Genomic DNA, 22,313 nt, shown 5'->3' with positions numbered 1-22,313 from the left:
GGTCCTCGTTGATGCACCACGACATCGACCTCACCGACCTGGACCGCTTCACATCCGGATTCCCGCACCACGTGTTCGACGTGCTGCGCCGCGAATCCCCGGTCTGGTTCCATCCGGCGACGGCGCACTCCCCCGGCGGTGAAGGATTCTGGGTGCTCAGCCGCTACGCGGACATTGTGGCCGCGTCCACCGATCAGCAGACCTTCTCCTCGGAGACCGGTGGCGGGCGCGACGGCGGCGGCACCACCTTAGAGGACATGCCGCTGGGTTTCGCGGTCGGTGCACTGTTGAACATGATGGACGATCCGCGGCACGCGAAATTCCGAAAGCTCCTGATGCCCAGCATGTCTCCGCGCGCCCTGCGCCGGATCGAGCAGGATCTGCGCCGGCGTGCGGTCGCGATCGTCGAGGCCGCCCTGGCCAAGCGGGAATGCGACTTCCTGGTCGATGTCGCCGCGGAGCTGCCGCTGCAGGCGGTCGCGGAGCTGGTGGGCGTCCCGCAGGAAGACCGACACGAGCTGATGAACTGGGCCAACGTCACGCTGGACTACCAGGATCGTGAGATCGGCGAGGTGAATGACCGGATGGTGCAGGCCCAGGCCCGGATGTTCGCCTACGGCGCGAACCTCTTGGAGCGCAAACGCGCCCAGCCCGCCGATGACCTGCTGTCGGTGGTGACGCACGCGGTGATCGATGGCGAGCCGCTCACCGACAACGAGCAGCAGATGTTTCTGAGCTTGATCATGGCTGCGGGCAGTGAGACGACGCGCAATTCGATCGCGATCGGGATGGCGGCGCTCAGCGAGCATCCCGAGGCGTGGGAGCGGTTGCGCCGGGACCGTGCGCTGCTACCGGTCGCCATCGAGGAACTGTTGCGCTGGGCGTCGTCGACGCCGTACAACCGGCGGACCGCCACCCGAGACGTCGAACTGCACGGCCGGCAGATCCGCGCCGGTGACAAGGTGAGCCTGTGGTGGGCCTCGGCCAACCGCGACGAAACCGTGTTCGCCGATCCCTACACCTTTGATATCGGCCGAAACCCGAATCCGCATTTGACGTTCGGCCGCGGCGCGCACTTCTGCCTCGGTTCCACGCTGGCCCGCATGGAGATGCGGGTCATCTTCGACGTGCTGTTGGACCGGGTTGGGGCGGTGAGCTTGACCGGGCCGATCGAATACGTCCGCAGCAACAAGCACACCGGAGTCCGGCACATGCCGGTCGTCGTCGACCCGCGCTAACGCGTTAGACGCCGAGCGTGCGTGCCTGTACGCGACACGCCGAGGTCCGGCGTACAACGGCGCACACTCGCGCCCAGTGCATTACCCGCGCCCGGCCGTGACGAACCGCGTGTCGGTGTAGCGGCGCAGGTTGGACAGGAAGCGGCGAAACGCCAGATTCATCAGCGGTGCACTCACCGGGGAGAACAGCTTCGCCGGTCCGGTCAGCCGGTTGGCCAGGGTCCACGTGAGCCGACAGCCCTGCGCGGTAGCTTCGATGCGGTAGTCCTCGACGAAGACCGCCAACGCCGAGGTCGAGCTCGCGTTGAAGCGAAAGGCCATGTGCCGTCCCGGATCCCAGGCCAGGAACTCCTCGTCACCGACAATGCCGCCCCGCATGTCGACGACTCGGGTCGTGCCGACACCGTGCGGCTCGGGGCTGGTCCAGGTCACGTTGGTGATGACGGACGCCCAGTGCGGCCAGGCTTCGGCATCGGTGAGGACCTCCCAGACCTCGTCGGGCGTCACAGCCAGATCGACGCTGTTGCTGAACCGCTGCGGCGCGCGCTGGAGAAATTCCAGGCCGACCTGCTCACACGGATACATCCGAGACAACTGTTGATTCCTTTCCCGCTAGCGCGCTCCGCGCACCAGACGCCCCGGCCGTGCACCGGTGTCGACGCCGTTGCGCCGGGTGACGGTACCGCTGACGATCGTCGCAACATACCCGCTCGCCCCCTGCAGCAGGCGGCGCCCGCCGGCCGGCAGGTCATAAGCCATCCGAGCCGGGAGCAGGGTCAGCGCGTCCATGTCGATCACGTTGATGTCGGCCTTCTTGCCGACCTCGATGACGCCGCGATCGGTGAGGCCGAACAGCTGCGCGGTGTCGCGGCACTGTTTGCGCACCAGGTACTCCAGCGGCAGCTTGTCGCCGCGATGCCGGTCCCGGGCCCAGTGGGTGAGCAGGTAGGTGGGATAGGAGGCGTCGCAGATCATTCCGCAGTGCGCTCCGCCGTCGGAGAGCCCCAGCACGCAGGCGGGGTGGGTGAGCATCTCGCGGATCGCGTCGTGGTTGCCGTCGGCGTAGTTGAAGAACGGCAGCATCAGCATGGCGCCGGCATCGGCCTGCAGCATCACGTCGTACAACGTCGCCAGCGGGTCCTCGCCGCGCGCCGCGGCGATCGCCGCCACCGAGCGCTCCGGGGTGGGCTCGTAGTCCGGCGGGTCACCCAGGTCGTAGATGCGATGCAGCGAGTGTTGCACCAACGCGAACATGGCGTCGAACTGCACGGAGGGGTCCACCGGCAGGTCCTCTTCGGACAGGATCGCCGCCTTCACCGCCGGTTCGGCAAGCCGTTGCGCGAGTTCGGCGCGGCTGCATTCGGCCTTCAGCCGCCGGTAGGTCGGCCGGTGGGTGAACGCGTGATGCCCGGGGAAGCCGAGCAGCATGCCGAACGGCCGGGCGGCGATCTGCGGGTACAGCGCGCTGCCCGCCTGGTGGGCAGCCGCGGAGATATCCAACTGCTCACGCCACAGATTGGGGTCGGCGTCGACCTGGATCAGCGCGAACGACACCGGCCGGTCGATCTCGGCACCGAGGCGCTGCATCCATTCCAGCTCCTTCTTCGGCGCGACGATATCCTCCCCGGCCGCCCCCTGCGGGGCCAGTTCGAAGACCGCCTGCCCGCCGGCCGCCATGGCCCGGCCCAGGCCGAACAGTTCGTCTTCGGCGGCGAACGTCCCCGGCACCGGCTCGCCGTCCATGGCCCGATGTGCCAGGGTGCGCGACGTCGAAAATCCCAGCGCCCCAGCCTCGACGGCTTCCTGCACCAGGCGGCTCATCGCCGCGATGTCGTCGGGCGTCGCCGGCTCGTTGCGGGCACCCCGCTCGCCCATCGCGTAGGCGCGGACCGCCCCGTGCGCGACTTGGCTGCCGACGTCGACAGCGAAGTGCTGCCGGTCGAGCACATCAAGGTACTCGGGATAGCTCTCCCAGCCCCAGGTGATGCCCTCGGTCAGCGCGGTGCCCGGAATGTCCTCGACGCCCTCCATCAGCTTGATCAGCCATTCCTCGCTGCCGGGCCGGACCGGGGCGAACCCGACCCCGCAATTCCCGCTGACGATCGTGGTCACGCCGTGGCCGCTGGACGGCTCCAGGAGGCTGTCCCAGCTGACCTGCCCGTCGTAGTGAGTGTGGATATCGACGAACCCCGGCGCGACGACTTTCCCAGTGGCATCGATCGTTTCGGCCGCCGGCCCCGCCAGTCCCGGATCGTCGGGTCCGGTGCGGCGCTGCACCGCCACGATGCGCCCGCCCCGGACCCCCACATCGGCCAGGTAGCGGTCGGCTCCCGTTCCGTCGACGACGGTGCCACCGGTGATCGCGAGGTCATACACAGCCGTCTCCTTGAAGTCGTGGTGCTCGGGGCGCGCCCGAGCCTGGCATTGATCAATTTGTACACATCTCGATAATGTGTGCAAGTGCCCGGTGAGAAATCGTCGAAACCGCTTTCCGCGCCGTTGCTGAAGGCTGCCACCGAGACCCTGCGCCAGCTCGGCCCCCGGCGCTTCAGCCTCACCGCGGTCGCCGAAACGGCGGGCGTGTCGCGCGGCACCGTGCACAACGCCTTTGGTACCCGCGATACCGCCATCGCCGCCGCACTCGACCATCTGTCCGCGGCATTCATCGAAACCATGGCCGCCGAGGTCAACGAGCTGGACACCCTGGCCGAGCAGGTCGCGGCGGCCGCGGTGCTGATTTCGGCGCATCGCCGGAGATCGGCTGCCGAACCGCGGGCGATCAATCAGAGCGTGCTGGTCCTGCTACTCGAACACGGCGGCGACGACCTGATGCAGCGCTCGGTGGCGCTGTGGATGCCACTGGTGCGCGCCGCGCAACGCCGCGGTGAAGTCGACGACACCCTCGATGCGGGCCGCGCCGGCGAATGGATCGTGCGGATGCTGTTCAGCTTCGAACTGCTGCCGCCGATGCGGGTGAATCTGGGCAGCCCCCGAGCCGTGCGCCGCTTCGTCTGCGACCACATCGTCGCCGGGCTGAGCGGAGCCCGGCCGTGAACGGGCCCGAGCCGGGGCCCATCGGCCGCGGCGGCACTTCGCCCGGTCGAAACAACCGGCGATCTTCGCCGCCGGCCTGGCGGCGTATCGTCTAGCACTGGGGGCGAGGTCGGGGCGTGCGTAACTGGGCAGGTGCGACGCCGCTGGACCTGCTAAGTGCAGCAGTTGGGATCAATCGCAGTGCACAACGCCTGCAATGCCTCCCGGTGGACGCGGTGGAATACGTTCATCCCGCGCCGCTCCGAGATCACCAGTCCGGCTTTGCGCAGCTGCGTCAGATGGTGGCTGACGGTGGACTCGCCCAGACCCAGCACCGCGGCCAAGTCACCGGAGGACTCCTCACCGGCGGCTGAACTGAACAGATGCGATATGACTTTGACGCGCACCGGATCAGCTAATGCCTTGAGCCGCAACGCAATCTGCAGCGCATCTGCGTCACTCAACGGTCCCGAGGCAACCGGTGCGCAACACACCGGCGCGGTCATGTCGATCACCGGCAATGCTTTGGGCATGCGGCCATTCTGCCACACTTTGTTGACATATGTCGAAAAGGTGGCACGCTGGGCCACGTCTCCAAGTCCGATATGCGTCTTACAGCCGGAGGTGGTTGCCATGTCCCGCATTCAGCTCGCCCTCAATGTCGATGACCTCGACGCCGCGATCGCGTTCTACTCCAGGCTGTTCCACGCCGAGCCGGCCAAGGTCAAGCCCGGTTATGCCAACTTCGCGATTGCCGACCCGCCGCTGAAGCTGGTACTGCTGGAGAACCCGGGCCAGGGCGGCACCCTGAACCATCTCGGCGTCGAAGTGGCCTCGAGCGATGTCGTGCGAGCCGAGATCGCTCGGCTGTCGGAAGCGGGTATGTGCACCGAACAGGAGAGCGGCACCACCTGTTGCTTCGCCACCCAGGACAAAGTCTGGGTGACCGGCCCCGGCGGGGAACGCTGGGAGGTCTACACCAAACTTGCCGACAGCGACAGCTTCGGCGCCGGCCCACAACAGCTCGACGGCGATCAGCACGCATGCTCGCACAGCTCCGCGGGATCCGATGAGTCCGCGGCCGCGCCGGCCCGTTGCTGCTGATCGCAGTGCCGAGCCCACAGGCGGTGAGCGATGACTGACAACGCAACGGCGATACACCCGGTGGCGACACGGCTTTCCACCCTGGACCGGCTGCTGCCGATCTGGATCGGGCTGGCGATGGCCGCCGGGCTGGTTCTGGGACGCAGCATCCCCGGGCTGGGCGGCGCGGTGAGTGCGGTTCAAATCGACGGGATCTCGCTTCCGATCGCTGCCGGGCTGCTGATCATGATGTATCCGGTGCTGGCCAAGGTTCGCTATGACCGCCTCGGCACCGTCGCCGCGGACCGGCGACTGCTGACCAGCTCGCTGGTGCTCAACTGGGTCCTGGGCCCGGCGCTGATGTTCGCGCTGGCTTGGCTGTTGCTGGCGGATCTGCCCGAGTACCGCACCGGTCTCATCGTCGTCGGGTTGGCCCGTTGCATCGCCATGGTCGTCATCTGGAACGACCTGGCCCATGGGGACCGCGAAGCCGCCGCCGTGCTCGTAGCGCTGAACGCGATCTTTCAAGTCGTCATGTTTGCGGTGCTGGGCTGGTTCTATTTGGCGGTGTTGCCCGGCTGGCTGGGGTTGCCACAAGCCAGCATCGACGTCTCCCCGTGGCAGATCGCGAAATCGGTGGTGATCTTCCTCGGCATCCCGCTGGCCGCCGGCTACCTGTCTCGCCGCGTGGCGGAACGCAGCAAGGGCCGGGACTGGTATGAGGTGCGGTTTTTGCCGCGTATCGGCCCGTGGGCGCTTTACGGGCTGCTGTTCACGATCGTGATTCTCTTTGCGCTGCAAGGCGACCAGATCACGCGCCAGCCCCTTGACGTAGTGCGGATCGCCATCCCCCTGTTGACCTACTTCGCGATCATGTGGGGCGGCGGCTACCTGCTGGGCGCCACGCTGGGCCTCGGGTACGGACGCACAACCACGCTGGCGTTCACCGCCGCCGGCAACAACTTCGAACTGGCCATCGCGGTGGCAATCGCCACGTGGGGCGCCACCAGCGGGCAAGCCCTTGCCGGCGTCGTCGGGCCCTTGATCGAAGTCCCCGTCCTGGTGGCCCTGGTCTATGCCTCGTTAGCGTTGCGCTCCCGCTTCGCACGACCCGGCACCACCGTGACGATCTGATGCACCGTCCCCCGGTCGACGCCGCCGGCGAACGCGGAACCCGGTGGGCTGTGCGTCGGTGGCAATCGTCCCGACAACACTGAACCCGGCGACAAGCTCGCCTCGGCGCGGTGCGGAGCCAGGCGCGTCTCTGCGGCGCTGGGTGGCGCCCGGCCTCACACCGGCGCCGGCGGTTGAGCCCGCTGCCGTCGCGGACGCCAAGGCACGATCGTCGGCCACCAGAACCACGGCCCGTAGATGCGCACCAGCGACGGCACGATGAACGACCGCACGATCAAGGTGTCCAGCAGCAGTCCGATGCACACCGTGGAACCGAGCTGGCCGATGGTCCGCAGGTCGCTGGCCAGCATTGCCAGCATGGTGAACGCGAACACCAGGCCCGCCGACGTCACCACACCGCCGGTGCTGCCCAGTGCCCGGATCAGGCCGGTATTGAGCCCGGCGCCGAGTTCCTCTTTGAGCCGGGCGATCAGCAGCAGGTTGTAGTCCGAGCCGACCGCCACCAGGATGATGAACGTCAGCGGCAGGATCAGCCAGTGTAGGTGCAGCCCGATCAAGTGCTGCCAGATCAACACCGACAACCCGAACGCCCCGGCGTAGGAGAACGCGACGGTGCCGGGAATCACCAACGCGGCCACCAGGCTCCGGGTGATGACCAGCATGATCAGGAAGATCAGCACGAAGGCCGCGATGGCGGCGATCAGCAGATCCGAGCGCGAATACTGCTGAATGTCTTTGTTGTTCGAGCCGGATCCGCCGATGTAGATCTTCGCGCCGGCCAGAGAGGTCTCCTTGAGCGCGATCTTGATCGCGTCGGGGAACTTCTCGACATGCTCGATGCCCTCAGGCCCCATGGCGTTGCCCTCGTGGGTGACGATGAATCGAGCGGCTTTGCCGTCCGGCGACATCATCAGCTGCATCCCGGTCTTGATGTCTTCGTTGTCGAAGGCCGGGCGCGGTATGTAGAAGAAGTCGTCGCTGCGGGAGGCGTCGAAGTCGTTGCCGACGTTGATCATGTCGTCGAACGTCTGATCGGTGTTGCTGGCCTGGATGTCCGAGGGGCCGTAGGTGTTGACGATCAGCGACCGCAGTGTGATCTGGTCCTCGGCCATGATGTTGAGCTGGCTGACCAACTGGGGCAGCAGCGTGTCGACGACCTCCAGATGCGACACCGCGTTCTTGATGTTCTCGGCCAGTTTGTCGACGCTGTCCATCATGTCCCACAGTGACCGGAACGCCCAGCACACCGGGATGTCGTAACAGTGCGGCTCCCAATAGAAATAGCTCCGGATCGGTCGCATGAAGTCGTCCAGATTGGAGATCTCCTCATCCATCTGCTCGGTGAGGGCCTGCATCTCCTCCATCGTCAGCACCGTGGAATGCATCTCGTCGGCCAGCTTCTGCGTCAGTGCGATCGTGGTCTGCAGCACCTCGACGGTGTGGCCCATGATCTGCGCCTGCTTATCGGTGTTGGCATTCTGCTCGCGGGTGAACGGCAGCTGCTGACCGTTGGCGCTGCCCTGCATGGTGAACAGGTATGGCAGGGACGCGTGCTCCAGCGCGCGGCCCATCGGCCGGGTGATGCTCTGCACCATCGCGACACCGGGGAGCCGGATGAGGGCCTTGGCGGCACGGTCCAGCGAGATGAAGTCCGCCGAGTTGCGCATGTCGTGGTCCGACTCGATCATCAGCATCTCGGAAAACAGTTTGCTCTTGGGGAAGTGCCGATCTGCGGCGGCGAACCCCTGATTGGCGGCGGAATCGCGCGGCTGGTAAGTGCGGTCGTCGAAGCTGACCTGATAGGTCGGCATAAAGACGGCGCCGGCTGCCACCAGCGCGGCGCTGGCTGTCAGTATCGGCTTGGGCCAGCGCACCACGCTGGTCGCGATCCGCCGGTACAGCCGCGCCTTGACCTGCTGACGGGGATCGAAGAGTCCGATCAGGCTACCGACGCTGAGCACGGCCGGCCCGAGCGTCAACGCCCCCAGGACGGTCAGCACCATGCTGATGGCTACCGCCGGCCCCATCGTGTTGAAGTAGTTCAGCCGGGCGAAGCTCAAGCAGAAGGCCGCACCGGCGATCGTCAGTCCGGAGCCCAGGATCACGTGCGACACACCGCGATAGGCGGTGTAATACGCCTCCTCACGGCTTTCGCCGTTCAGCCGTGCCTCGTGATAGCGACCCATCAAGAAGATGCCGTAGTCGGTTCCGGCACCCAGGGTCAGCGCGACGACCAAGTTCACCGCGAACGACGACAGCTCGATGAAGCCGAAATGGCCGAGGGCGGCGATCACGCCCTTGGCGGCCAGCATCAGGATCAGTACGCCGAACAGCGGGACCAGCATGGTGACGTAGGAGCGGTAGACCATCAGCAGCATGAAGATGATCAGGAAGATCGTCGCGATGGTGATGTTGTTCAGGCTCCGGTTGGCGGTCGCCACGGTGTCGGCGGCCAGCGGCGCCGCGCCGCTGACATAGACGCTCAGGCCCGGCGGCGGGTCGGAGGTGTCGACGGTGTGCCGCACCGCGGCGACGGAGTCGTTGGCCTCCATCTGGCCGATGTCGCCGGCCAGCCGCAGCAGCACATAGGCAGCCCTGCCGTCGAGGCTCTGGGCGCCGGCCGCGGTGATCGGTTTGCCCCAGGTGTCCATGACGTACTGGACATGGTCGGTGTCGGCCTGCAGGGTGCGCACCAACGCGTCGTAGTAACGGTGCTCGGCGTCCCCGAGCGGGTGATCGGCCTCCAGCACCAGCATCGTCATGCTGGTCGAGTCGGATTCCTGGAACTTCTCGCCGATCGCCAGCATCGCGGCCTGCGAGGGCGCATACGTCGGGACCATCGGGCCGGCGAGTTCCTCGGCCACCCGTTCCACCTGCGGCACAAAGGTATTGGTGACCACGGCCAGCAGCGCCCAGAAGACGATGATCGGAATCGCCAGCAGCCGCACCATCCGGGCCGCCAGCGGACGACGCCGGCTCATGCGGACTTCACCCGGCAGGTGATGTCGGCGTTCGCCCGGGTGTTGGTGTGCTCGTCGCGGACCACGTCGTCGACGAGGATCCGGCAGCCGACGTACTCCCCGCCCACCTGCACCGAGATGCTCCCCGAGACCACCGTGAGCATCGTCGTCTCATGATGCGTCCAGGGCAGGGCGTCCAATTCGACGGTGTGCGGGTGCCCGTCGATATCGAGGTAGGAGACCAAGGCGCCCTGCCCGACCGATCCGAACACCTCGTAGGTGAGCCTCTTGGGGTTGAACTGCTCAGGCGCTTGGGGCAGGTTGACCGTCAGAACCGGTCCGGGAGCAGACATCTGGTGCACCTTCCACATCCCCAGTGCCCCGATGCCCACCGCGATCACCGCGACCAGCGGCATCCAGATGCGCGCCAGCAGGGACCGGCGCGGCGAGCGGGGACTCACTCGGCTTCCCCTTCGGCTGCGTGCCCAGCCGCGGGCAGACGCTTCTTCAGCTTGGCCGCCCGCACAAGCTGAGCGGTTACGTTGACTGACCCGAGCATGGGGATCACCCCGAGGAACGTGCGCTCTGAGGGGGTGGCGCCGTGCAGCTGCTCCAGACTGCCGAGCACGTAGAAACAGCCCAGCGAGAAGATGGCGGCGGGAATGCAGAAGGCCAGCGGGGTGCGCTGATCAGTGATGACGCGGGTGGCGAACTGCAGCTCTTGTGCCGATAACGGTTCGCGCTTGCGCACCTTGGCCAGCACTGCCTTTCGGGCCCCGATCCCTTCGCTGATCGGCAGCGGCGGGCGACTCTGCAAGCGCCGGATGTAGAGGAAGACCCCGGTCACAAACAGCAGCAGCGCCACGAAGGCGCCGACGGCCAGGTCCCCGAACAAGCGCCAGTTCGTGCCGAACATATTCCAGTTCATTCCGCCCTCAGCCCTCTCCGCGGCGCACCCCTTAGCGAACGCAACATCCGGCGATGGAAACTACACGTCTAATAATCGGACGTCAACGTCTCATAACTGGGCGTGCTTGCGGCTATCATCGTGGAATGGACGTCGATGGCCGGGAGCTGACCGGTGCGCAATCGCGCACCCGGGCGGCGATCCTCGAGGCCACGGCATCCGTGCTCGCCCGAGACCGCACCGCCACGCTGCCCGAGATCGCCGCGGCCGCCCAGGTCGCCCGCTCCACCCTGCATCGCTATTTCGCCGACAGGGACCGGCTGATCTACGAAACCACCCTGGATTCCATCCGTGTCATCAGCAGCATCCTCGCCGCCGCGGCCACCGCAGAAGGCCCAGCGATCGACGCGATGCGCCGGGTGATCACCACGCTCGCCCCCGAGGGCGATCGCATCGTGTTCCTGTTCGCCGATCCCGCCGTCCTGCGCGACATCCCGGCCGAGCATCTGCCGAACTCCGCGCCGGTCCTCGAACTGATCATCCGCGGTCAGCAAGAGGGGGCCTTCGACCCCGGGCTGACACCCGAGTGGATCCGGATCGCCCTGTTCGGCATGCTGGTCAAGGCATGCAGCGAAGCCGCACACGGCACCGTGCCGCGCCACAGCATCGTGCCGTCGCTCATCCGCATCTTCGAGCGCGGCGTGGCGGCCGGCTGATCTCCGTTTCTTTTCGCCAGACACCGGCCGTCGACGGTGTCATCATCACCTGCAGCAGACCATCGTTTTTCCAGTCCACAACCTAAGGACGACGATATGGGTGAGCGGGTGATCGACCGGCTGATGGAGATCGCCGACCAGTTGCGCGAGCAGGCCGGCGAAGCCGAGAAGATCGGTCGGCTGACCGATCAGACGGTCAAGGCGATGAAGGACGCCGGCTCGATCCGGCTGTTGCAGTCAGCCAAGCACGGCGGGTACCAGGTGCACCCCCGTGAATGGGCGGAAACGGTGATGGCCACCGCGGCGCTGGACCCCTCAGCGGGCTGGGTCACCGGTGTGGTCGGCGTGCACCCCTACCAATTGGCCTATGCCGACCCGCGGGTCGGTGACGAGGTATGGGCCGACGACATCGACACCTGGATGGCCTCGCCGTATGCGCCGCAGGGCGTAGCCAAGCCGGTCGATGGGGGGTACCTGTTCAACGGCCGGTGGCAGTTCAGTTCCGGCACCGACCACTGTGACTGGATCATTCTGGGCGCCATGGTCGGCGGCGCCGACGGTATCCCGGTCATGCCGCCGGCCATTTTGCACATGATCCTGCCGCGCACCGACTACGAGATCGTCGACGACTCCTGGGATGTGGTGGGGCTGCGGGGAACCGGCTCCAAAGACGTCATCGTCAAAGACGCGTTCGTCCCCGACTACCGCACGATGGACGGCCTCAAGGTGATGGACGGCAGCGCTCAGCGCGACGCCGGGATGACCGACCCGCTGTATCTGATGCCGTGGTCGACGATGTTTCCGCTCGGGATCTCCTCGGCGGTGATCGGTATCGCCGAAGGGGCACTGGCCGCCCATCTGGACTATCAGCGGGCGCGGGTGAGCGCCACCGGGACCGCGATCAAAGACGATCCTTACGTGATGTACGCGATCGGCGAGGCGGCCGCGGATATCAACGCCGCCCGCCAGGAGTTGCTGGCCAACGTCGACCGGATCTACGACATGGTCGCCGCCGGCAAGGAGGTCGGCCTCGCCGACCGCGCCGCCGGACGCCGCACCCAGGTGCGTGCGGTGTGGCGTGCGGTGGGGGCCGTCGACCAGATCTTCGCCCGCTCCGGTGGCAACGCGTTGCGGATGGACAAACCGCTGCAACGGTATTGGCGCGACGCACACGCCGGGCTCAATCACGCGATCCACGTGCCCGGCACCACATTCCACGCCTCCGCGCTGAGCTCCTTGGGCATCGAACCGGAGGGCCCGTTGCGGGCCATGATCTAAAACGTTGGCCCTAGCGGCGTGCCGGGGCCAGCCGCTTCAGTGCCAGCCCACCCTCGAATGGCCGGTAGCCGAACCCGCCGGGGGCCACGTAACCGGTGTCACCCAACGGTGTTGCCACTTCGGTGACAGTGGGTCCGATCTTGGCGGCAACGGGCGCCAGTGCATCGAGGTCGAACCGGTACAGCCGAGCTGCGGTGCCGCCGAGGATCCTGCGGCACTCGTCTTGCGTCCGGTCATGCAAAGCCCAGCGGATGGCCAGTTTGGAATGCGGGGTGAAACCCTCCTCATGGGGATAATCACTGCCCCACATGATGTGGTCAGCGCCCAGGTAATCGATCGTCGCCACGTCGTAGGGTGTCAGCTCGCTGGCCAAATAGCAGTTCCGGCGGGCGTATTCGCTGGGAGCCAGGGTCATTTCGTCGACGGATGATCCGCCGAACATCCCGTAGGTGCGATTGTTCGCCTCGGACTTCATCGTGGGCACCATGGCGTCGAGCATCATCAGTTGCTGTTGCACCCACAGGGTGCCCTGCTCGGTCGGTACGAACCGTAGCGTCGGATGCCGCTCGAAGACCCCGGCGAGGATGAGGTGGCTCAGCGTGCGCTGCGCCCACAGTGCCATCTCGGTGATCAGTACCGCGTTGGAGGCCGGCTGGTCCATCGGCATCTCGGGACTGCCCGCGCCGGCGTGCTGCACCACCGTCAGATCCAGGTCCGCGCATAGTTCCCAGATCGGCTCGTAGCGTGTGTGAAACAGCGGGGCCACCTGCGGGTCCCCCGGCGATACCGGCGGGATCAGCACACCGCCGAAGCAGGCCTGCGCGGCGCCCCAACGAATCTCGGTGAGCGCCAGCTCGATGTCGTTGGGAAAGACCTGTATCAGGCCGCGACGCCGGGTCGGCGCCAGCCCGCAGAAGTCGACCTGCCAACGGTTGTGGGCCTGCACGCCGGCCCAGCGCTTCTCGAACTCCGCACGCGTGCGCGGCAGGTTGATGGTGATGTTGGGAGTGGTCGGGAAGAACGGTGGAACGGTGTTGGGCAGCAGTACCTCTGCGGCGACCCCGTCGTCGTCCATTTCGGTAATCCGCAGGTCGTGGTCCCAGTTGCGGTTGGCGGTGGCGACGATCAGGTCGTCGAACGGGCTGGCATAGGCCTTGGCCCAGGCGTCGAACTCGTCGTGCAGTGAGGCGGGCAGATATGGCTTGTAGCCGTAGAGGTCGGCTCCGGCGTGGGTGTCCGTGGAGATCACGACGTAGCGGTCATCAGAAGTTGCAGCCATGGGTGTCCTCAGTTCTGCACCAGGTCGGGGATCGGCTCGGCGTCGGTCAGCCAGTGTCGGCCGGCCTGTCGGGCTGCCTCCCACTTGGGGATGCTCACCGCATCGTCTTGCCCGAGGTCCTGCGGGGTGGGGCCGATGCGCTCAGCCAGCGGCGCCAGCGCGTCCAGATCGAAGTTGTACAGCTCGGCCGCCGCCAGGCCCAGCATCTGCCGGGTCTCCTCGACCGGGATGTCCCAGAAGGAACGCCGCAGCCAGTCGCGGGTGTGCGGCCACGTCCCCTCCGGGTGCGGAAAATCGTTGCCCCACAGCAAGTTGGAGACGCCGATCTCGTAGCGTCGGGCCAGTTCCCTACGCTCGGTGGTGGTGGCCCCGATGAAACAGTTCCGGTCGAAGTAGGCCGACGGCGGCATCGTCAGATCGCCCTCCATCTGGCGGCTCATCTTCTTGGCCGAGTGCTCACGCAGAAACCGGGTGTCCATCAGCCAGAGCAGATCATTGGCCCAGAAAGCACCGCATTCGGTGACCCCCCAGCGCAGCCCGGGAAAGCGCTCGAACACCCCCGACCACAACGCGAACCACAACGGCCGCGCACCCCACCAGCGCACTTCGGTGACATAGATGCCCAGGTGCCCGCCGTACTCCTCTTGCGGGGCGGGCCCGGAGTGGGTGTGCACCGGCATCTGCAGGTCCTGGCAGGCCGCCCACACCTTGTCGTAGCGCCGGTCGTGGTACGGCGGGTAGCCGACCCAGCGTGCCGGGATCAGGATCCCGCCCCGCAGGCCGGATTCTGCCGCGCGGGTGATCTCGGCCACCGCCGCGTCGACATCCGCCAGGATCGGAACCACCGCAACCCCGGCGCGGCGCTCGGGGCTGTGGCTGCACAGCTCGGCCAGCCAGCGGTTGTGGGCCCGCGCTCCGGCCATAGCGCGCCCCGGGTCGAGGTCTCCCGACTGGCCCAGGCCCGCCCCGAACGGAGCCCCGGCAACTCCGGTCACCGCATCGGCGTCGGGGAAGATGACCTCGCCGACCACTCCGTCACCGTCGAGTTCCCGGTCCCGCAGGGCGACATCCCATCCGCCGGCGATTCCGTCACCGTGCTCGGAGAACCACTCGTGGGCGAATTCCTCGTCGATGAATCCACCGGCCTTGGCCGCGGCGGTCTTCTCGGCCAGGTACGCCTCGAAGTCCTCGGCGTATTCGAGGTCGACGTACTCGCGGTATCGCTCGGTCGGGAGTTCGGCGTGAGTGTCGGCGGAGATGATCAGATACGGTTTCACAGTTAGCCTTTCGCTACCAGGTGCGGATGGGGTCGGGCTCGAACACGGTGCTGCTCGCATCGGCGGGCACCTCGGCCAGCGGCTCGGCGACCTCGGCCACGGTCGGGCCGATGCGGGCCGTCAACGGCGCCAGAGCCGCCAGGTCGAAGCGGTAGACAGCCGCTGCATTGCCGCCCACCATGGCCGCCACTTCGGCCGGCGGGACGCCGGCGAAGGTGTAGCGCAACGCTTCCCGGGTATAGGGCGCGGTTCCCTCGTAGTGCGGGTAGTCGCTACCCCACATGATCTTCTCGACGCCGATGGCGTGCCGCTGCGCGCACTCGATGGGGCGCATGAAGCTGGCGCCGACGTAGCACTGCCGGAACCAGTACTCGCTGGGTTGGCGGCTCAGGGAGCCGGCGGTGGGCCCGGCGAAGCGGGCGATCGCCGAGCTCGGTCGCGCATAGCGGGCAGCCGCGACGTCGAGCGAGTCGAGTGTCGCCGGTATCCACCCGGCGCCCTGCTCGGTGAAGACCACGGTGAGGTCTGGATGACGATCCAGGACACCGCTGAAGACCAGGTGCCACAACGCCCGATGCGCCCACCAATGGGTCTCATACACCCAGACGGCGAACGAGCTGCCCCACCCGTCGATCGGGGATGGTCCGGCGTTGCCACCGTGGTGGTTGACCACCACCCCCGCTTCGTCGCAGGCAGCCCACAACGGTGCCCAGTGCTCGGCGTAGAGCGGGGGGATGCCGGTGCCCGGGGCGACCCCAGGCAGCAGCACACCGCCGCGCAATCCGAGTTTGGCGATCTGCGCTATTTCGGCGACGGCTTGGTCAAGGTCGCCGAGCAGGATCTGGCCGACCCCGGCGCGCCGCTCAGGCGATAGGGCGCAGAAGTCTGCCAGCCAGCGATTGTGCGCACGCAAGCCGGCCCAGCGCAGTTCGAGTTCGCGGGCGGTCTCTGGCGGTGGAGCGGCCAGGCTCCCCTGGGGAAAAAACGGCGGGACGGTGTTGGGGTAGATGACTTCGCCGGCAATGCCTTCGGTGTCCAGGTCGGCGTTGCGTCGCTCACTGTTCCAGTTGCGCTCAGCCTCCGGCTCGGTGAGGTCGCCGAACGGGTTGACGTATTCCTTGGCCCAGCCGTCGAATTCGTCGCGGTAGCCCGGATCCAGGTACTGGCGATAGTCGAGCAGGTCGGCACCGGCGTGACAGTCGGCCGAGATGACGGTGTAGCGGTCCATGCGCTTATGCCCGCGCCGACTCGGGGCTGGGGGCGGCCAGCAGGGCCACATCGTCGTAGCGCTGATGCACGTAGGGCAGCAGCCATTCGGCCGGAACCCGCTCCACGATCCGCCCCACCTGGATAGTGCGGCGGCGACACCAGGTGATCGACCGGAGCTCGCGGATCACGATGTCGGCCACCGGATCCAGCGGGGAGTCTCCTAACTCGCACGTACCCTCGATCGTCTCCATTAACTCGTAGTGCCGGTGGTATTCGCCGTAGACCAGGTGCGGGTCGGTGATGCCGCCGCCGTCGGGGGCACGCAGGAACTTGAAGTAGAACTCGGTGTTCACCTGGTCGGGAGGCAACTGTCCCGGACCGGTCACCCGGCCGCTCACCCGGATCAGCTGGTGGCCCAGCCGGTCCACACCCGCGGTGACGCGGTCGCCGTCGCGCTCGACCTCGATGTGGGCCAGTTTCTTGGGCTCGCCGAAGGTTTCGCGTCCGCCGGTGACCGATTGTTCGGTGGACTGGGGCATGAACAGCGGATAGTCGCCCTCGGTGTCGCCGTGCCGGGCGGTCACCGAGAACACCGCCGACCCGAACGGCGCTCTGCCCGTCAGCCGCACCCGCTGGACCTGGATGCGCACCAGCGGTTCGGCGGCCGGTGCCAGCGGTTTGGGCAGCACGGCCGCGACGATCTCCGGATCGGTGAGATAGGTGATGGTCACCGCCTCGGTGGCAATCGGCGCGGTGGTGGCGTCGATCTCGTGGTCGACCCGCTCCTCGGGTGGACGAGGGCCGTAGCGTACTGCAGTGGCGCTCAACGCTTTTCTCCTTCCTCCGTCGCGTTCTGGGCGTGCCGGCCCAGGACGTCAACCAAGTAGTCGGGCTCGCCGCGCGCGAGAATCGACGCCGCCTTGCTGGCCACGACCTGATCCGAGGCGGTGGGCGGGCCCATCATCCAGAAGCGGTCCGCTTGTATTCCGTCCACGACCTGATCGGCGACGGTCTCGAGCGGGGTGAACTCGACATGTGCGCCGGCGGCCTCGAAGCGGGCCACCACCGCTGCCAGGGTCGCCTCGGGGGTGCGCCGTTGCTGGGTGGCGGCGTAGCGCTGCGGGCGGTGCCGCCACGACTCCCAGATGCCGGTGTTCAAAAACCCGCCCGGGAACAGGACATGCGCCCGTACCCGTGTCCCGGTCATCTCCAGGTGGCTGTAGAGGCTTTCGGTCAGGCAGAGCACCGCCGCCTTGGTCATCGGGTAGACGGCGGTGGCCGGCCCGCCCATGGCCCCGCGGGCGATCGGCGCGAACCCACCGTTGCCCGAGCAGGTGTTGACGACGTGCCCCTCGCCCTGCTCGAGCAGGATCGGCACGAAAGCCTTGATGCCGTGGATGACGCCCAGCACGTTGACGTCGATTCCCCAGCGCCAATCGGCCAGGTCGTGCTCCCACAGGTAGCCCTCGGAGACCGCTCCGGTGCCGGCGTTGTTGCACACCACATGGACGGCACCAAAGCGTGCCAACGCCTCCTTGGCCAGCGACTCGACCGAGGAGTAGTCGGTGACGTCGGTGACCACCCCGACGGCCGCAATGCCCTCGTCGGTCAGGACCCGGGTCGCCTCTTCCAGCGGTTGGGCGAGGACATCGGCGAGCACCACGCTCATGCCTTCCTGGCCGAAGCGCCTGCCCATCGCCCGGCCGATGCCGCCGGCTCCACCGGTTACGACCGCTACCTTGCCCCGAAGGTCCATCATTGTGGCCATCGTCACATGGTCGCGTATACCACCGCAAGGAGTCGCACTATGCGACTGCCGGGCTACGGTTGTCCCATGGCGCCGCGTCCCTCCCCGCAGACCGAGCGGGTCGTGAACCTGTTCGACCACCTGGCGGATCTGAGGAACGAGGGCATGACGCTGGCCGAGATATCGCGCCATTTGAGCGTCCACAAGGCCAGCTGCCACTCGATGCTGGCCGAACTACTGCGGGCCGGGTGGCTGCTACGCGACCCGGTTCGCAAGACCTACCACCTCGGCCCCGCTCTGGTCCGGCTCGGCCGCGAGGCGTCCGGCCGCTACCCGGCCCTGGTGCTGGCCCGCTCGGCGATGTCCGAGCTGTCGGCGACCACCGGTGCGCACTGCGTCGCCTTCTCGGTGAGCGACGACTACTCCACCGTCGTCGATCAGGTCCGCAGCCCCCAGGGCGGCGGTCACCCGATGCCCATCGGCACCCAGTTTCCGCACCGCCCGCCCTACGGGGCGTCGATCGTGGCCTGGTCGGGCCCGGGTGCGCGGGAGCGGTGGCTGGCCGCGCTGCCCGCGGACGTACGCCACCGCTACCGCCAGGCGCTGGCCGCCGCCGAACAACGTGGCTACGCGGTCGGGCTGCACATCCTGCCCGACCTACGCCTGCAGGAATTGGCGCTGATCGTGCGCAGCGCCGAGGTGCGTTCCACCCGCCTGAGCCAGCTGGCGCAGGCGTTGACCGACGAACTGATCCACACCGAGGATTGGTTCCCGGCCAGCCTCGCTCCCGACCGCAGCTACAAGGTCAGCCACATCGACTCGCCCATCCTGGGGCCGGGATCCCGTATCGCGCTGATGTTGAGCCTGGTTCCCAGCGCCGACCCGCTGAGCGGCGCGGCAGTCACCCGGCTGGGAACGCAGCTGCACGCCGCGACCCGCCGGCTCAGCGCCGCTCTCGCCGACGAGACTGCGGGCTAGCTCAGCCCGGAACGGCGGCCTGCAACGACGCCAGCGCGTCGGTGCTCAACCGGGCCAGCTCCTCGGCTTCGGTCGCGGTCAGGGCGGCTGCGAACAGCTCCGCCATACGCCGGTTGGTCGCCTGTTCGATCTGGTCGTAGCGGTCCTTCTTGTCCGCGCCGTCCGGGAACGGTTCGGGCCAGCCGAACATCGCGGCGTACTGCGGTCCCTTGTTGAGCATGTGCGCCTCGATCGGGGTGATGCCGGAGATCGCAAGCGCGTTGAAGTGCACGCCGGCCCGCAGTTCACGCAGGATGAACATCACCTGCAGCGCCCGCGCGGCAGCGTCGTCGGCCAGCGGCATGGCGCGCCAGCCGGCGAACAGCGGCAGCCCGGCGATCGGCGTCGCGGCGACGACCTTCTCCCCCAGTGCGGTGATCCGGTCCAGCCCCTGGGCATCGGCGAGGTACTTGCGGCCGAATTCAGCCGTTTGGGCCCAATACTGTTGCGCCGCACCAGCCGCGCCGCGCACCGCGACGCCGTCGTCCCACATCGCGCTCAGCGCGGTCGGTTCGAACACCGCGAACACCGCGCCGACGGTGGCCCCGGTGGTCTCGCCCAGTACTCCGGCGCGTCCGGCAACGTAGCCGGCCAGCGGATTCTGGTACCCGGCGGCGATGCTGTCGGCGAAGGTCTCCGGGTGGAGCATGAACACCGCGACGGCCTGCTCCATCGCCGCTCCGGCGGCCGCGGCCGAGGTTTCGATATCGCTCATGGGTTCGACTCCTTCTTCGGGTGTCTCATCGCGCATCACCGGCCCGGATCCTACTGGCTCCATAACAAACTAGTGCCGGCTCGGCATTACTACTACACTCTGTCGTAGCACCTGCTCTGCAGCTCCGGGAGATCGCCCATGGACGTCGTCGACGTATCGCGGTGGCAATTCGGGATCACCACCGTCTACCACTTCATCTTCGTGCCGCTGACCATCGGTTTGGCGCCGCTGGTGGCGGTGATGCAGACGGTGTGGACGCTCACCGACAACGTCGCCTGGTACCGGCTCACCAAGTTCTTCGGCAAGCTGTTCTTGATCAACTTCGCGCTCGGCGTCGCCACCGGGATCGTCCAGGAATTCCAGTTCGGGATGAACTGGAGCGAATACTCGCGGTTCGTCGGCGACGTATTCGGCGCACCGCTGGCCATGGAGGGCCTGGCCGCCTTCTTCTTCGAATCCACCTTCATCGGCCTGTGGATCTTCGGCTGGGACCGGTTGCCGCGAGTGGTGCACCTGTTGTGCATCTGGGTCGTCGCCATCGCCACCAACGCTTCGGCGTTCTTCATCATCGCCGCCAATTCGTTCATGCAGCACCCGGTCGGGGCGCATTTCAATCCGGAGACCAAGCGTGCCGAGTTGGACAGCATCATGGCGCTGTTCACCAACAACACCGCCCAGGCCGCGTTGTCGCACGCGGTCGCGGGCGCGTTCCTGACCGCGGGGACGTTCGTCGCCGCGGTCTGCGCCTGGTGGATGGTGCGGTCGCGAGCGGGTGTCGCCGCGGGCGGCGGCGGCCCGCACGCCGCCGGCGTCGACGCGGCCAGTATGTATCGCCCAGCAACCATCCTGGGGTGTTGGGTCGCGCTAGTCGCGGCAGTCGGGCTGTTCTTCACCGGCGACATCCAGGGCAAGCTGATGTTCGTCCAGCAGCCGATGAAGATGGCCTCGGCGGAATCGTTGTGCGACACCGCCACCGATCCGCATTTCTCGATCCTGACCGTCGGCCGGCAGAACAACTGCGACCACCTCACGCGAGTGGTCGAGGTGCCCTACGTGCTGCCGTTCCTGGCCGAGGGCCGGTTCAGCGACGTTCGGCTCGAGGGTGTCCGCGATATCCAGCAGCGCTACGAACAGCAGTTCGGCGCGGGCGACTACCGGCCGAACCTGTTCGTCACCTATTGGTCGTTCCGCGCGATGATCGGCCTGCTGCTGGTACCGGTGGCCTTCGCGATGGTCGCGTTGTGGTTGACTCGCCGCGGCCAGATCCCGAATCAACGCTGGCTCGCCTGGTTTGCGCTCTTGAGCATCCCCACCCCGTTCCTGGCCAACAGCGCCGGCTGGGTGTTCACCGAGATGGGCCGCCAGCCCTGGGTCGTGGTCCCCAATCCGACCGGCGATCAGAATGTGCGTCTCACGGTGGCCGAGGGGGTCTCGGGCAACTCCGTCGGCGTAGTCGTCACCTCCCTGGTGTTGTTCACGCTGGTCTATGCGGTGCTTGCGGTGATCTGGTTCTGGTTGATCAAGCGCTACGTCGTCGAGGGACCGCAGGAGCACGACGCCGAACCCGCGCCGCCGGCGCCGCCCGCCGACGACGAGGTGGCGCCGCTGTCGTTCGCCTACTGACTTGCAAGGAGGTCACCGGAGTGGGACTGCAACAGGTGTGGTTTGTGCTGGTCGCTTTCCTGTTCCTCGGTTTCTTCATCCTGGAGGGCTTCGACTTCGGGGTGGGGATGCTGATGGCACCATTCGGCCGGGTCGGACCACCGCATAGATCCGGTGACCCCGAGGCGCACCGCCGTGCGGCACTGAACACCATCGGCCCGGTCTGGGATGGCAACGAGGTCTGGTTGATCACCGCCGGCGGAGCGATGTTCGCCGCCTTCCCGGGCTGGTATGCCACCGTGTTCTCGACGCTGTACCTGCCCCTGCTGGCGATCCTGCTCGGCATGATCGTGCGCGTCGTGGCGATCGAGTGGCGCGGCAAGATCGACGACCCGAGTTGGCGGGCGTGGGCGGATCGCGGGATCGCCGCCGGATCCTGGCTTCCCGCGATTCTGTGGGGAGTGGCGTTCGCGGCCCTGGTCCAGGGCCTGCCGGTCGATGCCGACCATCACGTCCGGTTGACGGTCGGCGACGTGATCAACGCCTACACGCTGCTGGGCGGGCTGGCCACCGGTGGGTTGTTCCTGTTCTACGGCGCGGTGTTCACCGCGCTGAAGACTGCCGGCGCCATCCGCGACGATGCGCACCGCTTCGCGGTCTGGTTGGCGCTGCCGGTGACCGCACTGGTCGCCGCCTTCGGGGTGTGGACCCAGCTGGCGCACGGCACCCGATGGACCTCGCTGGTGCTGGCGTTCGCCCTCATCGCCCAGCTGGCGGCGGTGCTGCTGGTGTGGCGCCGGGTGTCGGACGGCTGGGCGTTCACCTGCACCGCGCTGGTAGTGGCTGCAGTGGTGATCCTGCTGTTCGGCTCGCTGTACCCGGCGCTGGTGCCCTCCACCCTGGATCCGCAGTGGAGCCTGACGATCTACAACGCGTCGTCGACTCCCTACACGCTGAAGATCATGACCTGGGCGGCGGTGATCTTCGCCCCGCTGGCCATGGTGTATCAAGGCTGGACGTATTGGGTGTTCCGCCAACGGATCTCGGCCGAACAGATCCCGCCGTCCATCGGGTTGGCGAGGCAGCCGTCCTGACTACCCGGGGTTCGCGGGCCCCGC

General features: G+C 67.2%; 21 protein-coding genes. 9 read left to right on the top strand and 12 right to left on the bottom strand.

The annotated features are described in order from the left end of the window. Positions 1-11: 11 nt before the first annotated feature. Complete coding sequence (locus A5694_RS03735; protein ID WP_064920507.1) at positions 12-1,238, top strand: cytochrome P450; 1,227 nt, start codon at positions 12-14, stop codon at positions 1,236-1,238. A gap of 81 nt (positions 1,239-1,319) precedes the next feature. On the opposite strand, the gene A5694_RS03730 is transcribed toward A5694_RS03735, so the two are convergent. Both A5694_RS03730 and A5694_RS03725 read right to left on the bottom strand, forming a co-directional pair. Continuing rightward, positions 1,320-1,823 carry an SRPBCC family protein gene (locus A5694_RS03730; protein WP_064920506.1) on the bottom strand — a complete coding sequence of 168 codons (504 nt, stop codon included), beginning with the start codon at positions 1,821-1,823 and terminating at the stop codon, positions 1,320-1,322. Between the two features lie 27 nt (positions 1,824-1,850). Next, the gene (locus A5694_RS03725) at positions 1,851-3,614 is read right to left on the bottom strand and encodes an N-acyl-D-amino-acid deacylase family protein (RefSeq protein ID WP_064920505.1); all 1,764 of its coding nucleotides are present in this window, start codon (positions 3,612-3,614) and stop codon (positions 1,851-1,853) included. Between the two features lie 84 nt (positions 3,615-3,698). Here A5694_RS03725 and A5694_RS03720 point away from each other — a divergent pair, with 84 nt between their 5' ends. Then, positions 3,699-4,292, top strand: coding sequence for a TetR/AcrR family transcriptional regulator (locus A5694_RS03720; RefSeq protein WP_064920504.1), 594 nt, complete (start codon positions 3,699-3,701; stop codon positions 4,290-4,292). A gap of 152 nt (positions 4,293-4,444) precedes the next feature. On the opposite strand, the gene A5694_RS03715 is transcribed toward A5694_RS03720, so the two are convergent. Next, positions 4,445-4,804 (bottom strand): Rv2640c family ArsR-like transcriptional regulator, encoded by a 360-nt coding sequence (locus A5694_RS03715; protein ID WP_064920503.1) that lies wholly within the window; start codon positions 4,802-4,804, stop codon positions 4,445-4,447. A 100-nt stretch (positions 4,805-4,904) separates the two neighbouring features. Here A5694_RS03715 and A5694_RS03710 point away from each other — a divergent pair, with 100 nt between their 5' ends. Continuing rightward, complete coding sequence (locus A5694_RS03710; protein WP_064920502.1) at positions 4,905-5,375, top strand: ArsI/CadI family heavy metal resistance metalloenzyme; 471 nt, start codon at positions 4,905-4,907, stop codon at positions 5,373-5,375. A gap of 30 nt (positions 5,376-5,405) precedes the next feature. Next, on the top strand, positions 5,406-6,488 hold the full coding sequence (gene arsB, locus A5694_RS03705; protein WP_064920501.1) for an ACR3 family arsenite efflux transporter: 1,083 nt from the start codon (positions 5,406-5,408) through the stop codon (positions 6,486-6,488). Positions 6,489-6,643: 155 nt separating this feature from the next. On the opposite strand, the gene A5694_RS03700 is transcribed toward arsB, so the two are convergent. Genes A5694_RS03700 through A5694_RS03690 form a run of 3 tightly spaced genes read right to left on the bottom strand, consistent with a single transcriptional unit; the run spans position 6,644 to position 10,376 of the window. After that, positions 6,644-9,439: an RND family transporter gene (locus A5694_RS03700; RefSeq protein WP_064920500.1), complete on the bottom strand. Its 2,796-nt coding sequence runs from the start codon at positions 9,437-9,439 to the stop codon at positions 6,644-6,646. 26 nt (positions 9,440-9,465) lie between these two features. After that, positions 9,466-9,909: an MmpS family transport accessory protein gene (locus A5694_RS03695; protein WP_064920499.1), complete on the bottom strand. Its 444-nt coding sequence runs from the start codon at positions 9,907-9,909 to the stop codon at positions 9,466-9,468. After that, a complete protein-coding gene (locus A5694_RS03690) occupies positions 9,906-10,376 on the bottom strand; it encodes a hypothetical protein (RefSeq protein WP_064920498.1) in 471 nt (156 codons plus the stop codon). The genes A5694_RS03695 and A5694_RS03690 overlap by 4 nt, the downstream gene beginning before the upstream one ends. A gap of 125 nt (positions 10,377-10,501) precedes the next feature. On the opposite strand from A5694_RS03690, the gene A5694_RS03685 reads away from it, so the two are divergent. Then, on the top strand, positions 10,502-11,071 hold the full coding sequence (locus tag A5694_RS03685; protein WP_082952488.1) for a TetR/AcrR family transcriptional regulator: 570 nt from the start codon (positions 10,502-10,504) through the stop codon (positions 11,069-11,071). 96 nt (positions 11,072-11,167) lie between these two features. Then, positions 11,168-12,349 (top strand): acyl-CoA dehydrogenase family protein, encoded by a 1,182-nt coding sequence (locus tag A5694_RS03680; RefSeq protein WP_064920497.1) that lies wholly within the window; start codon positions 11,168-11,170, stop codon positions 12,347-12,349. Between the two features lie 10 nt (positions 12,350-12,359). Here A5694_RS03680 and A5694_RS03675 read toward each other — a convergent pair whose 3' ends face one another. Genes A5694_RS03675 through A5694_RS03655 form a run of 5 tightly spaced genes read right to left on the bottom strand, consistent with a single transcriptional unit; the run spans position 12,360 to position 17,873 of the window. Continuing rightward, the gene (locus A5694_RS03675; RefSeq protein WP_064920496.1) at positions 12,360-13,628 is read right to left on the bottom strand and encodes an amidohydrolase family protein; all 1,269 of its coding nucleotides are present in this window, start codon (positions 13,626-13,628) and stop codon (positions 12,360-12,362) included. Between the two features lie 8 nt (positions 13,629-13,636). Next, the gene (locus A5694_RS03670) at positions 13,637-14,965 is read right to left on the bottom strand and encodes an amidohydrolase family protein (RefSeq protein WP_428844252.1); all 1,329 of its coding nucleotides are present in this window, start codon (positions 14,963-14,965) and stop codon (positions 13,637-13,639) included. Beyond that, on the bottom strand, positions 14,919-16,133 hold the full coding sequence (locus A5694_RS03665) for an amidohydrolase family protein (protein ID WP_064920494.1): 1,215 nt from the start codon (positions 16,131-16,133) through the stop codon (positions 14,919-14,921). The genes A5694_RS03670 and A5694_RS03665 overlap by 47 nt, the downstream gene beginning before the upstream one ends. 4 nt (positions 16,134-16,137) lie before the next feature. Further along, the gene (locus A5694_RS03660) at positions 16,138-16,941 is read right to left on the bottom strand and encodes an acetoacetate decarboxylase family protein (protein ID WP_064920493.1); all 804 of its coding nucleotides are present in this window, start codon (positions 16,939-16,941) and stop codon (positions 16,138-16,140) included. Continuing rightward, complete coding sequence (locus tag A5694_RS03655; protein WP_207515912.1) at positions 16,938-17,873, bottom strand: SDR family NAD(P)-dependent oxidoreductase; 936 nt, start codon at positions 17,871-17,873, stop codon at positions 16,938-16,940. The genes A5694_RS03660 and A5694_RS03655 overlap by 4 nt, the downstream gene beginning before the upstream one ends. Positions 17,874-17,948: 75 nt before the next feature. Here A5694_RS03655 and A5694_RS03650 point away from each other — a divergent pair, with 75 nt between their 5' ends. Further along, positions 17,949-18,839: an IclR family transcriptional regulator gene (locus A5694_RS03650; RefSeq protein WP_064920491.1), complete on the top strand. Its 891-nt coding sequence runs from the start codon at positions 17,949-17,951 to the stop codon at positions 18,837-18,839. 1 nt (position 18,840) lies between these two features. Here the strand turns inward: A5694_RS03650 and A5694_RS03645 are convergent, their stop codons facing one another. Continuing rightward, on the bottom strand, positions 18,841-19,593 hold the full coding sequence (locus A5694_RS03645) for an SCO6745 family protein (RefSeq protein WP_064920490.1): 753 nt from the start codon (positions 19,591-19,593) through the stop codon (positions 18,841-18,843). A gap of 138 nt (positions 19,594-19,731) precedes the next feature. Here A5694_RS03645 and A5694_RS03640 point away from each other — a divergent pair, with 138 nt between their 5' ends. Then, positions 19,732-21,216 carry a cytochrome ubiquinol oxidase subunit I gene (locus A5694_RS03640; protein WP_064920489.1) on the top strand — a complete coding sequence of 495 codons (1,485 nt, stop codon included), beginning with the start codon at positions 19,732-19,734 and terminating at the stop codon, positions 21,214-21,216. A gap of 20 nt (positions 21,217-21,236) precedes the next feature. Then, the gene (cydB, locus tag A5694_RS03635; protein WP_064920488.1) at positions 21,237-22,289 is read left to right on the top strand and encodes a cytochrome d ubiquinol oxidase subunit II; all 1,053 of its coding nucleotides are present in this window, start codon (positions 21,237-21,239) and stop codon (positions 22,287-22,289) included. The last annotated feature ends 24 nt before the right edge of the window (positions 22,290-22,313 follow it).

The sequence above is a fragment of the Mycolicibacter sinensis genome, assembly GCF_001667945.1.
GTDB lineage: Bacteria > Actinomycetota > Actinomycetes > Mycobacteriales > Mycobacteriaceae > Mycobacterium > Mycobacterium sinense_B.
This window is presented reverse-complemented; position numbering and strand designations above follow the sequence as displayed.